This window comes from Pseudomonas sp. Sample_20, assembly GCF_004307585.1.
Taxonomy (GTDB): domain Bacteria; phylum Pseudomonadota; class Gammaproteobacteria; order Pseudomonadales; family Pseudomonadaceae; genus Aquipseudomonas; species Aquipseudomonas atacamensis.
Map to the genome: position 1 here is coordinate 1 of NZ_RCOA01000116.1, position 10812 is coordinate 10812.

At 61.0% G+C, this 10812-nt stretch carries 9 protein-coding genes; 3 read left to right on the forward strand and 6 right to left on the reverse strand.

The features are described 5' to 3' along the window. A partial coding sequence (locus D8U70_RS23110) for a mechanosensitive ion channel domain-containing protein (RefSeq protein WP_130929814.1) occupies positions 1-469 on the reverse strand: 469 nt, incomplete at its 3' end. A 152-nt stretch (positions 470-621) separates the two neighbouring features. Next, a complete protein-coding gene (locus tag D8U70_RS23115; RefSeq protein WP_016773491.1) occupies positions 622-1107 on the reverse strand; it encodes a YajQ family cyclic di-GMP-binding protein in 486 nt (161 codons plus the stop codon). A gap of 140 nt (positions 1108-1247) precedes the next feature. Between D8U70_RS23115 and D8U70_RS23120 the strand changes: the two genes are divergently transcribed. From D8U70_RS23120 to D8U70_RS23130, 3 genes are read left to right on the forward strand one after another with little or no spacing between them, the layout of a single operon-like run. Beyond that, entirely contained in the window at positions 1248-2165 is a 918-nt protein-coding gene (locus tag D8U70_RS23120; protein WP_130929815.1) for a putative 2-dehydropantoate 2-reductase, read from the forward strand. Between the two features lie 45 nt (positions 2166-2210). Further along, positions 2211-4247 carry a HAMP domain-containing sensor histidine kinase gene (locus D8U70_RS23125; RefSeq protein ID WP_076563949.1) on the forward strand — a complete coding sequence of 679 codons (2037 nt, stop codon included), beginning with the start codon at positions 2211-2213 and terminating at the stop codon, positions 4245-4247. A 3-nt stretch (positions 4248-4250) separates the two neighbouring features. After that, positions 4251-4835 carry a cob(I)yrinic acid a,c-diamide adenosyltransferase gene (locus tag D8U70_RS23130; protein WP_130929816.1) on the forward strand — a complete coding sequence of 195 codons (585 nt, stop codon included), beginning with the start codon at positions 4251-4253 and terminating at the stop codon, positions 4833-4835. A gap of 123 nt (positions 4836-4958) precedes the next feature. On the opposite strand, the gene D8U70_RS23140 is transcribed toward D8U70_RS23130, so the two are convergent. From D8U70_RS23140 to secA, 4 genes are all read right to left on the reverse strand, one after another. After that, positions 4959-5903, reverse strand: a complete 945-nt coding sequence (locus D8U70_RS23140) for a Nudix family hydrolase (RefSeq protein WP_130929818.1) — start codon at positions 5901-5903, stop codon at positions 4959-4961. Beyond that, a complete protein-coding gene (locus D8U70_RS23145) occupies positions 5900-6532 on the reverse strand; it encodes a glutathione S-transferase family protein (RefSeq protein WP_130929819.1) in 633 nt (210 codons plus the stop codon). Before D8U70_RS23145 ends, D8U70_RS23140 begins: the two co-directional genes overlap by 4 nt. Positions 6533-6710: 178 nt before the next feature. Then, positions 6711-7928 (reverse strand): bifunctional glutamate N-acetyltransferase/amino-acid acetyltransferase ArgJ, encoded by a 1218-nt coding sequence (gene argJ / locus D8U70_RS23150; RefSeq protein ID WP_041479803.1) that lies wholly within the window; start codon positions 7926-7928, stop codon positions 6711-6713. A 122-nt stretch (positions 7929-8050) separates the two neighbouring features. Continuing rightward, positions 8051-10792: a preprotein translocase subunit SecA gene (secA, locus tag D8U70_RS23155; RefSeq protein WP_038861039.1), complete on the reverse strand. Its 2742-nt coding sequence runs from the start codon at positions 10790-10792 to the stop codon at positions 8051-8053. Positions 10793-10812 lie beyond the last annotated feature (20 nt).

Sequence of the window (10812 nt, forward strand, 5' to 3'; positions counted from 1 at the left end):
TGTCGCCGGTACGCAGCACGGTGTGGAAAATCTGGATGCTGTCGACGGTACCCGCTACACCTTGGGCTTCGATCCAGTCACCGATACGGAACGGACGGAACAGCAGAATCAGCACGCCGCCAGCGAAGTTCGCCAGGCTGCCTTGCAAGGCCAGACCGATCGCCAGACCGGCAGCACCGATGGCCGCGACGAACGAGGTGGTTTCGACGCCGATCATCGACGCGACGCTGACAATCAGCAACACCTTGAGAATGATGTTGGCCAGGCTGCTGATAAAGCCTTGCAGCGCGAGGTCGGCATTGCGCAGAGCGAGCAGACCGCCGAGTTTTTGCGTGACCTTGTTGATCAGCCACCAGCCGATGGCCAAGGTAATCACTGCCAGCAGTACGCGGCTGCCGTATTCCATGATCATCGGGATCCACGCCTGGGACGCCTTGACCAGGTGGTCCACTTCCGCATTCAAATCCATGTTCTATCTCCTGATTTCCGGCTTCCCGGGGTGTATTCAAAACAACTGTGGGAGCGAGCCTGCTCGCGAATGCGGCGTGTCAGTCAACTTTTCGCTGAATGAAACACCGCATTCGCGAGCAGGGTCGCTCCCACATAGCCTTCAGACCAAGCTTAGTCGCGGAAGTTGTTGAACTGCAGCGGCATGCCGAATTCCTTGGCACGCAGGGCCGCGATGGCTTCCTGCAGGTCGTCGCGCTTCTTGCCGGTGACACGCACCTGCTCACCCTGAATGGCAGCCTGGACCTTGAGCTTGGCTTCCTTGATGTGGCCGACGATTTTCTTTGCCAGCTCTTTGTCGATGCCTTCCTTGAGGATGGCGTCCTGCTTCATCAGTTTGCCCGAAGCGTAGGCGTCCTTGACCTCGAGGCACTGCACGTCGATCTTGCGCTTGGTCAGCGCCAGCTTGAGGATTTCGATCATCGCTTCGAGCTGGAAAGCGGCTTCGGCGGTGAGGCTGACGGTCAGGTCTTTTTCCTTGAACTCGAAGCTGCCTTTGCCTTTCAGGTCATAACGACGATCGAGTTCCTTCACGGCGTTCTCGACCGCGTTGGTGAGTTCGTGTTTGTCCAGTTCGGATACCACGTCGAACGACGGCATGTAATCTCTCCAATAAAAAGGCGCGCTCGATGTGCATGGAGCGCGCTTGGCTTGCGGTTAAAATCGGGCTCATTATAACGGGTCTTTTCCTACCGATACGGCGAGCCGCACATGCCTGCAAGCAATCGAGCAAAAAACTGATGCCGACCACCTGGCACGTACTCGGCGCCGGCAGTCTCGGCACACTCTGGGCGACACGTCTGGCCCGCGCCGGCTTGCCTGTGCGACTGATCCTGCGGGATGCGGCGCGCTTGCAAAGCTACGAGGCAGTGGGCGGATTGACTCTGGTGGAAAACGGACAAGCTCATACCTATGCAGTTCCCGGCGAAACCCCGGACAGCCCCGAGCCGATTCGCCGATTGCTGGTTGCGTGCAAGGCCTATGACGCCGAAGAGGCCGTCGCCCGCCTCGCTTCCCGCCTCGCGCCGAACGCCGAACTGATCCTGCTGCAGAACGGCCTCGGCAGTCAGGACGCCGTCGCTGCGCGGGTGCCGCAGGCGCGCTGCATCAGCGCCTCCAGCACCGAGGGTGCGTTCCGTGACGGCGATTGGCGCGTAGTGTTCGCCGGTCACGGGTTCAACTGGCTGGGCGATGGCGCAAATCCGCTGGCGCCGGTCTGGCTGGACGATCTGCAAGCGGCGAACATTCCCCATGAATGGAGCGCCGACATCCTTACTCGCCTGTGGCGCAAACTGGCGCTGAACTGCGCGATCAACCCGCTGACCGTTCTCCACGATTGCCGCAACGGCGGGCTCAGCGAGCATCACTGCGAAGTTGCCACACTCTGCGCCGAATTGACCGAACTGCTCGAACGCTGCGGCCAACCTGCTGCGGCGGACAATCTGCAAGCGGAAGTCGAACGAGTGATCCACGCCACCGCCGCCAATTACTCTTCGATGTATCAGGACGTCGCCAACCAGCGCCGCACCGAAATCAGCTATCTGTTGGGCCACGCCTGCAAAATCGCCGAGCGCCATCAGTTGCATCTGCCGCATCTGCACCAGTTGCAGCAACGCCTGATCGCTCATCTGCGCAAGCGTGGATTGCCCAGCGACTGAGCAGCCGCTAGGCTGACCACTTGTTCCTCTGCTGCGATAAACCTGATGCCATTGCGCCAGCGCCTTGAAAACCTGCCGGTCGGCCAGAAACTGCTGGCTGCCCTGCTGGTGTTGTTGACCACGGTTCTGCTGGTCGCCAACCTGACCTTTATCAGCGCCGCCTACTACATTTCTCAGGAAAGCATGGCGCCTCAGGCCCTGCAGACCATCGGCCGGCTGATCGCCAATCCGAGTCTGGTCAGCGATGCGCTGGAGTCGCCGCGCAGCGCCGAGCGCCTGCTCAAGGAACTCGACAGTTATTCACCACTGCGCGCCGCCGCCCTGTATGACGGCAAGGGTGAACGCCTGGCGCAAGTGCAGCGCGGCGAGAAACTCAGTCTCCCCGAGCGCTACCGCCACGTCGAAGCCTGGCAACTCACCGAGTTTCGCAGCAACCAACTGATCACCCTGCCACGCCCCGGTGCCGCGCCGGGGCATCTGTTGCTGGTCGCCAGCAGCGAACTGCCGATGGCGTTCTACACCGGCACTCTGACCGCCAGCCTCGGCATCCTGATCTTCAGCGTACTGCTGTGGCTGGTCATCGCCCGGCAGATCAAGCGCCTGATTACCCGGCCGATTCATCAGCTGGAGGAATTGTCCCGCCAGGTCACCCGCGAAGAGAACTACGCCCTGCGCGCCGCGCGCGGCAACCACGACGAAATCGGCAGTCTGGCCGAGGCGTTCAATACCATGCTTTCGCGCATCGAAGCCCGCGAGCAGCAACTCAAACGCGCACGCGACGACTCACAGGCCGCCTACGATCAGGCGCAGGGGTTGGCCGAGGAAACCCGCCACACCAATCGCAAACTGGAGCTGGAAGTCCAGGTGCGCAGCAAGATCGAGAAGAAACTCACCGGCTTCCAGAATTACCTCAACAGCATCATCGACTCGATGCCCTCGGCGCTGATCGCCCTCGACGAGCAGCTCTACGTCACCCAGTGGAACCAAGAGGCCAGCGCGCTCTCCGGCACGCGCCTGGACGAGGCGCTGAATCAGCCGATCTTCCTCGCCTTCGAACCGCTCAAGCCGTTTTTACCGCAGCTCAAGGCCACTGTCGAACAACACACCGTGGCTAAAGTCGATCGGGTGACCTGGTTCAAGGACGATGAACCCAAGCATTATGCGCTGACGTTTTATCCGCTGATGGGCGGTGCCGGGCGTGGCGTGGTGATCCGTATCGACGACATCACCCAGCGTCTGTCGCTGGAAGAAATGATGGTGCAGTCGGAGAAAATGCTCTCCGTCGGTGGACTTGCGGCCGGCATGGCCCATGAAATCAACAACCCGCTCGGCGCGATCCTGCACAACGTGCAGAACATTCGTCGGCGTCTGTCGGCGGATCTGCCGAAGAACATCGAGACCGCCGAACAACTGGGTATCGAACTGGACACGGTGAACCGCTACCTGCAAGGCCGCGAAGTCCCGCAATTGCTCGACGGCATTCAACAGGCCGGCGCCCGCGCGGCGAAAATCGTCACGCACATGCTCAGCTTCAGCCGCCGCAGCACACGGCAAATGGCGCCGTGCGATCTGCCGGCATTGATTGATCAAGCCGTGGAAATCGCCGGTAACGACTTCGACTTGGCCATCGGCTTCGACTTCAAGGGCCAGGCGATCATTCGTCAGTTCGACCCTGCCCTCGGTCCGGTCCCGGGCACCGCCAACGAGTTGGAACAGGTGTTGCTCAACCTGCTGAAAAACGCCGCGCAGGCGATTCATCAGCGCGAAGACGACAGCGAGCCGGGCCGGATCATTTTGCGCACCAGACTCAATCCGCCGTGGGCCGAGATTCAGGTCGAGGACAACGGCATCGGCATGAGCGAGAACGTGCGCAAGCGCACTTTCGAGCCGTTCTTTACCACCAAGGAAATCGGCCAGGGCACCGGCCTTGGCCTGTCGGTGTCGTACTTCATCATCACCAACAATCACAAAGGCCAGATGGAAGTGCAGTCGGCGCCCGGCCAGGGCACTTGCTTCACTCTGCGTCTGCCGCTGGTGCAGCCTGCGCCGTTGACCACCGAAACCAATTCACTACCGAGGTAACCCATGGGCTTTCGCTTGTCGAAGATCTACACCCGCACCGGCGACAAAGGCGAAACCGGCCTCGGTGACGGCCGTCGCGTCCCCAAGGATCACCCGCGCATCGAGGCGATCGGCGAGGTCGATACGCTGAACAGTCAGGTCGGCGTGTTGCTCGCCGGTTTGCTCGCCGAGCGCGCAGTGCATCCGGGGCTGAATGAAATCATTGAGGTGTTGGCGCCGTGTCAGCATCGCCTGTTCGACCTCGGCGGTGAACTGGCGATGCCGGAATATCAGGCACTGAACGAGGCTGAAATCGAGCGGCTGGAAGCGGCGATCGATGTGTGGAATGAAGAGCTGGGGCCGCTGGAAAACTTCATCTTGCCGGGTGGTTCGATGTTGATTGCGCAGGCGCATGTCTGCCGCAGTCTGGCGCGCAGTGCCGAACGCCGCTGTCAGCATTTGAATGCGCTGGAGCCATTGGCCGGAGTTGGCCTGGCGTATATCAATCGGTTGTCGGACTTGCTGTTTGTTGTGGCGCGGTTGATTGCGCGGCGGCAAGGGGTGGCGGAAATTTTGTGGCAGCCGGCTGCAAAACCTGAAGGAAAGTAGCGCCTGTCAGGGCGCGTTCGCGAGCAGGCTCGCTCCCACATTTGCCTGCATTCTGACTGGAGAAATGCAATCCACTGTGGGAGCGAGCCTGCTCGCGAAGAGGCCGCTAGCCTCAATCGAGAATCAAGCTTCTGGCCAGAACGCCCGAATCCCCGCCACACCCTGAGCCCCAACACCCCAGGCTTTCTCGCGTTCCGCCGGCCCTACTCCACCGAGCAGAAACACCGGTTTACTGAAACCGTCGATCAACGCCTGCGCCTGCTCCCACCCCAACGGCTGTGCATCCGGGTGCGTCAGCGTCGGCTGCACCGGGGACAGGGTGACGAAGTCGACGCCCATCTGCTCGGCCAGCGCCAGTTCTTCGGCGTTATGGCACGACGCCGCGAGCCAGCGCTCGGCTGGCAACGGACGTCCTGCCGCTGCGTATTTACGCAGTTGGGCTGCGGTGATGTGCCACCCGGCAGACGGGAAATCACCGAGCCATTCGAAAGGCCCTTTGATCATCAACTGCGCCTTGCCGGCGCACAGGCCCACCGCATCGACCGCCAGATCACGGTATTTCGGGTCGTAGCCTTTGGGTGCGCGCAGCTGGATCAATTTGATTCCGCCGGCAATCGCTTTCTGGATGCCGCGCAACAAGGCCGGGCCTTCCAGATCTTCGGGAGTGATCAAGTATTCGGCAGGCAAACGCGCCGCCGCGACGATCGGCTGATTGGCTGCCGGGAACTCGTAGTTGATCAATTCCCTGGCAGTGACCCAAGCCAGTGGCTGACCTTCCGCGCCGTGGGGTTCGCCGCTGAACGCTGATACTTCCCAGACATCCAGCAACACCTGTTTGTCCGGGTAATCGTGGCGAACCTTGATCAGCGGCCGGGCAGCATCAACGACGATGCCCAGCTCTTCGTGCAGCTCGCGAGCCAGTGCCGATTGGACTGATTCGTCAGCCTCGACCTTGCCACCGGGAAATTCCCACAAGCCGCCCTGATGCTGGGTGTCGGCACGGCGGGCGATAAGAATTTTGCCGGCACCGTCACGGATGACGGCAGCGGCGACGTGGACGCGTTTCACGGATTCAATTCCTCCAGTCCAGCCTTTTGCCACGCCTTGAAGGCGGGCCATTGGTAGATGGTTTCAACATACGCTTCGTCGACTGCCGGCAACTTCACCTGATAGGTGCGCAAGCGCACGGCGATCGGCGCGAAAACCGCGTCGGCAAGACTGACACGACCGAACAGGTAAGGCCCCTCTTCCGTGGCTGCCGCGCGGCATTCGGCCCATAGCGCGAGCATGCGTTCGATATCGACCTTTACTTCCGGCGGCACCGGGTTCAGCGGTGCGTCCTGGCTCAGGTTGAACGGCATGTGGTTACGCATGGCGAAGAAACCGCTGTGCATTTGTGCGCAGGCCGAGCGGGCCTGGGCGCGGGCAAAGGTATCGCTCGGCCAGAGTTGCTCGGACGGAAACTGTTCGGCGAGGTACTCAGCAATGGCCAGCGAATCGGCGATGGTGCCACGGGTGGTTTGCAGCAGCGGCACCTTGCCGGTCGGCGAATGCTTGAGCAGGCGCTCACGAGTGTCGGGCTTGCCGAGCTTGATCAGCTCTTCGCTGTAGGGTGCGCCGGTCAGGTCCAGCGCCAGTGCCGCACGCAGGGACCAGGAGGAAAGCAGTTTGTCGCCGATGATCAGGTGCAGGGACATGGTGTGGCGCCTTTTCGTCAGAGGAAACTTCAAGATTTATTGTGTCGCAACCTCCGCTTTCGCGAGCAAGCTCGCTCCCACAGGTTCTGAGGTGTACACAATATTTGTGAACGGCCGTAACCACTGTGGGAGCGAGCTTGCTCGCGAAGAGGCCAGCAGCCCGCTCCTACCGTTCAGGTCACGTGCGGTATTCAGCGTTGATCTTCACGTACTCATGCGACAGGTCGGTGGTCCAGATGGTTTCGCTGCAATCACCGCGACCCAGTTCGATGCGAATGGTGATTTCTTCCTGCTGCATCACCGCCGAGCCCTGGGCTTCAGTGTAGGTCGCTGCGCGGGCGCCACGGCTGGCGATGCACACGTCGCCGAGGAACACATCGATCTTGCTCACGTCCAGGTCCGGCACACCGGCACGGCCGACAGCGGCAAGAATGCGGCCCCAGTTCGGGTCGGAGGCGAACAGCGCGGTCTTGATCAGCGGCGAGTGGGCCACGGTGTAACCGACGTCCAGGCATTCCTGATGATTGCCGCCGCCATTCACTTCGACGGTAACAAACTTGGTCGCGCCTTCGCCGTCGCGCACGATGGCCTGGGCGACGTCCATGCACACTTCGAACACCGCTTGCTTCAGCTTGGCGAACAGCTCGCCTTCAGCGCGGGTGATCTCGGGCAGCGCGGCCTTGCCAGTGGCGATCAGCATGCAGCAATCGTTGGTCGAGGTGTCGCCGTCGATGGTGATGCGATTGAACGACTTGTTGGCGCCGTCGAGCATCAGGTTGTGCAGCACCTCGCGGGAGACTTTGGCGTCGGTGGCGATGTAACCCAGCATGGTCGCCATGTTCGGGCGAATCATGCCGGCGCCTTTGCTGATGCCGGTGACGGTGATGGTCACGCCGTCATGCTCGAACTGGCGGCTGGCGCCCTTGGGCAGCGTGTCGGTGGTCATGATCCCGGTGGCGGCGGCTTCCCAGTTGTTCTCCGACAGATCATCCAGCGCGGCTTGCAGTGCGCCTTCGATTTTTTCGACCGGCAGCGGCTCGCCGATCACACCGGTGGAGTACGGCAGAATCTGGCTGGCATCGACGCCGGTCAGCTCGGCCAACTTAGCGGTGGTGCGCTCGGCAGCCGCCAAGCCAGGCTCGCCGGTGCCGGCGTTGGCATTGCCGGTGTTGGTCAGCAAGTAACGCACGGCATTGTGCACGCGCTTTTTCGCCAGAATCACCGGCGCGGCGCAGAACGCGTTCAGGGTGAACACGCCAGCCACGGTCGAACCTTCAGCACAGCGCATCACTACCACATCCTTGCGCCCCGGGCGCTTGATGCCGGCCGAGGCGATACCGAGTTCAAAACCGGCAACCGGGTGCAACGTTGGCAAAGGACCAAGACCAACAGCCATGAATGCGCTCCTTACTCAATGATGTCAGCACCGCCACGGGAAAGGACGGTGGGATAAATGGCAAAACGCCGCGACGGCAGGAGCCGGTCGCGGCGCGGGGTGTTCAGCGATTGAAACGGGTTTTACTGGATCTGCCCGTGGCAATGCTTGTATTTCTTGCCCGAACCGCAGTAGCACAGCTCGTTGCGGCCCAGCTTCTGCTCGTTGCGCACAGGGGCAGCGGCGGTGGCCAGTGCCACATCGACCTCTTCACCCAACGCTTCCGGCTGATCCAGCCCAGGCGCTTCGGCGTGTTCGAACTGCATGCGCGCCGCCAGTGCTTCGGCTTCCTGACGCAGGCGTTGCTCTTCGGCTTCCGGATCTTCGCGGCGGACCTGAACGTGCGAGAGCACGCGGATCGAGTCGCGCTTGATCGAATCGAGCAGCTCGGAGAACAGCGTGAAGGATTCGCGCTTGTATTCCTGCTTCGGGTTCTTCTGCGCATAGCCGCGCAGGTGAATGCCGTGACGCAGGTGATCCATGGTCGACAGGTGATCTTTCCACAGGTCGTCGAGTACGCGCAGGACGATCTGCTTCTCGAACGAGCGCAGCGCCTCGGCACCGGCCTGGTCTTCTTTCTCGTTGTACGCCGCCATCAGCTCGGTCATGAGCTTCTCGCGCAGGGTTTCTTCGTACAGGTGATCGTCTTCGTCGAGCCATTGCTGGATCGGCAGTTTCACGCCGAAATCGCTTTCGATCGACGCTTCCAGGCCGGCCACGTCCCACTGCTCTGGCAGCGATTGCGGCGGAATGTGGGCGCTGACGGTAGCGTTGAGCACGTCCTGACGGAAGTCGGCGATGGTTTCGCCGATGTTGTCGGCGGCCAGCAACGTGTTACGCATGTGATAGATCACTTTACGCTGTTCGTTGTTGACGTCGTCGAACTCGAGCAGTTGCTTGCGGATGTCGAAGTTGCGGCCTTCAACCTTGCGCTGCGCCTTCTCGATCGCGTTGGTCACCATGCGGTGCTCGATCGCTTCGCCCGGCTGCATGCCCAGGGCTTTCATGAAGTTCTTCACGCGGTCGGAGGCGAAGATGCGCATCAGGCTGTCTTCCAGCGACAGGTAGAAGCGGCTCGAACCGGCATCGCCCTGACGGCCGGCACGGCCACGCAGCTGGTTGTCGATACGGCGCGATTCGTGACGCTCGGAAGCAATTACCTGCAAGCCGCCGGACTCCAGCACTTGCTGGTGACGCTTCTGCCAGTCGGCCTTGATCTGGGCGATCTGCTCGGGAGTCGGGTTTTCCAGCGAAGCGACTTCCACTTCCCAGTTGCCGCCCAACAGGATGTCGGTACCACGACCGGCCATGTTGGTGGCGATGGTCAGCGCACCCGGACGACCGGCCTGAGCAATGATTTCAGCTTCTTTTTCGTGGAACTTGGCGTTGAGAACCTTGTGTTCGATGCCTTCTTTGACGAGCAATTCGGACATGTGCTCGGAGGTCTCGATGGTCGCGGTACCCACCAGCACCGGGCGACCGGCAGCCATGCTTTCCTTGATGTCGGCCACGATCGCCGCGTATTTCTCTTCGGCGGTGAGGAACACCAGGTCGTTGTAGTCTTTACGCGCCAACGGTTTGTTCGGCGGAATGACCATGACTTCCAGACCATAGATCTGGTGGAATTCGAACGCTTCGGTGTCGGCGGTACCGGTCATGCCGGACAGCTTGGTGTACAGACGGAAGTAGTTCTGGAAGGTGGTCGAGGCCAGGGTCTGGCTCTCGGCCTGAATGTTCAGACCTTCCTTGGCTTCGATAGCCTGGTGCAGGCCTTCGGACAGACGACGACCCGGCATGGTACGACCGGTGTGTTCGTCGACCAGTACGACCTGACCGTCCTGGACGATGTATTCGATGTTGCGGTTGAACAGCTTGTGCGCACGCAGACCGGCGTAGACATGAGTCAGCAGGCCAAGGTTGTGCGCCGAGTACAGGCTCTCGCCTTCGGCCAGCAGGCCGACGCGGGTGAGCATTTCTTCGATGAACTGGTGACCGGCTTCGTTGAGTTCGACCTGACGGGTCTTTTCGTCAACGGTGTAGTGACCGGCCTTGGTGACCTGGCCTTCAACTTCCTCGACGTGCAGTTCCAGCTGCGGGATCAGTTTGTTGATCTCCATGTACAGCTTGGAGCTGTCTTCGGCCTGACCGGAAATGATCAGCGGAGTACGCGCTTCGTCGATGAGGATGGAGTCGACTTCGTCGATCACGGCAAAGTTGAGTTCGCGCTGGAATTTTTCATCCATGCTGAACGCCATGTTGTCGCGCAGGTAGTCGAAACCGAATTCGTTGTTGGTGCCGTAGGTGATGTCGGCGGCGTAGGCGGCGCGCTTCTCTTCCGGCGGCTGGAACGGCGTTACGACGCCGACGGTCAGGCCGAGGAATTCATACAGCGGACGCATCCAGTTGGCGTCACGGCGGGCCAGGTAATCGTTCACGGTCACAACGTGCACGCCCTTGCCGGACAGTGCGTTGAGGTAAACACCCAGGGTGGCCACGAGGGTCTTGCCCTCACCGGTGCGCATTTCGGCAATCTTGCCCTCGTGCAGGGTCATGCCGCCGACGAGTTGCACGTCGAAGTGGCGCATGCCCATCACACGCTTGCCGGCCTCGCGGGCGACGGCGAAGGCTTCCGGCAACAGCTTGTCGAGGGTTTCCCCTTTGGCGATACGGGCCTTGAACTCGGCGGTCTTGGCGCGCAATTGATCGTCCGAAAGGGCCACCATTTGCTCTTCGAAGGCATTGACGAGCTGCACCGTCTTGAGCATGCGTTTGACTTCACGCTCGTTCTTGCTTCCAAAAAGTTTCTTTAACAAAGGCGCAAACATATCGGCAGGATCTTCCACAC

What these genes read in the sequence shown, in the direction of transcription:
- D8U70_RS23115 (WP_016773491.1), bottom strand. Translation starts at nt 1,107, where the DNA reads ATGCCGTCGTTCGACGTGGTATCCGAACTGGACAAACACGAACTCACC.
- D8U70_RS23120 (WP_130929815.1), top strand. Translation starts at nt 1,248, where the DNA reads ATGCCGACCACCTGGCACGTACTCGGCGCCGGCAGTCTCGGCACACTC.
- D8U70_RS23125 (WP_076563949.1), top strand. Translation starts at nt 2,211, where the DNA reads ATGCCATTGCGCCAGCGCCTTGAAAACCTGCCGGTCGGCCAGAAACTG.
- D8U70_RS23130 (WP_130929816.1), top strand. Translation starts at nt 4,251, where the DNA reads ATGGGCTTTCGCTTGTCGAAGATCTACACCCGCACCGGCGACAAAGGC.
- D8U70_RS23145 (WP_130929819.1), bottom strand. Translation starts at nt 6,532, where the DNA reads ATGTCCCTGCACCTGATCATCGGCGACAAACTGCTTTCCTCCTGGTCC.
- argJ (WP_041479803.1), bottom strand. Translation starts at nt 7,928, where the DNA reads ATGGCTGTTGGTCTTGGTCCTTTGCCAACGTTGCACCCGGTTGCCGGT.
- secA (WP_038861039.1), bottom strand. Translation starts at nt 10,792, where the DNA reads ATGTTTGCGCCTTTGTTAAAGAAACTTTTTGGAAGCAAGAACGAGCGT.